This is a genomic window from Halomonas sp. 25-S5 (assembly GCF_029889845.1).
GTDB lineage: Bacteria > Pseudomonadota > Gammaproteobacteria > Pseudomonadales > Halomonadaceae > Halomonas.
Window position 1 is genome coordinate 1 of sequence record NZ_JARANV010000077.1, and the last position, 754, is coordinate 754.

Here is a 754-nt window from a genome sequence, read left to right on the forward strand (position 1 = left end):
GCTACTCACACAACGGACTCGTCGATCCGGCCCGCTCGCGGGTCGCGGCGGCGCTCGTCCCGGTGATGGATTTCGACCAGCAAGCGCGCTACGTTGGGGCGAACTGGGCCCAGAAAAGACGGAGATCATGGCCAACATCACGGCTCGAATGCGTCACAACAGATCCCTACGCACGCGACCTGACGTCTCAGGCCGCACACCGGCCAATACAATACCCTATAGAAGCGGCGTAGCAGCTTGATGGGCGGCTTAGTCCAACAGGCATTTATACGCCATGCTCCGCACGGCGAAGAAATGCTGAACAGTTAAATAAATAAGGTAATCCCCCGGCTTTGCCGGGGGACTACCCGAGGTTTGACCGTGTGGTGTGGTCACTGTATAGAGCGACAATCAAGATGAGAGTCACGCGACAATCAAGATGAGAAAGCCGAGACCTTCGGTTGTCGACGTCGGGAGAGCGTAGCCCGAGCGACGTCGACGAGGGAAGGACGGCGGGGTCCCCTTCGGGAACCCCGCCGGGTGATCGCGGCCAACCCGGCTTAGAGTGGTCTTCTCGCCAAAGAGGAGCACCCCGTGCCGGGACGACACATCACCGATCACCAAGTGAGGCTTTACATGACTTTTCGCCGTAGTGATAGTCCCGCCGCCGCCGCTGCCAAGGCCGCGTTCAGCACCGCCACGGCTTACCGCCTCGAGGACGATCCTCGGTTGCCGTCACAGACGGCGGCACCCCGCACCCGGCGTCGACCCGATC

The 754-nt window shown here is 61.4% G+C and carries 1 pseudogene; it reads left to right on the forward strand.

The features are described from left to right. Positions 1 to 544 precede the first annotated feature (544 nt). Positions 545 to 754 (forward strand): annotated as a pseudogene (locus OP498_RS18440) (IS21 family transposase); the annotation flags it as partial.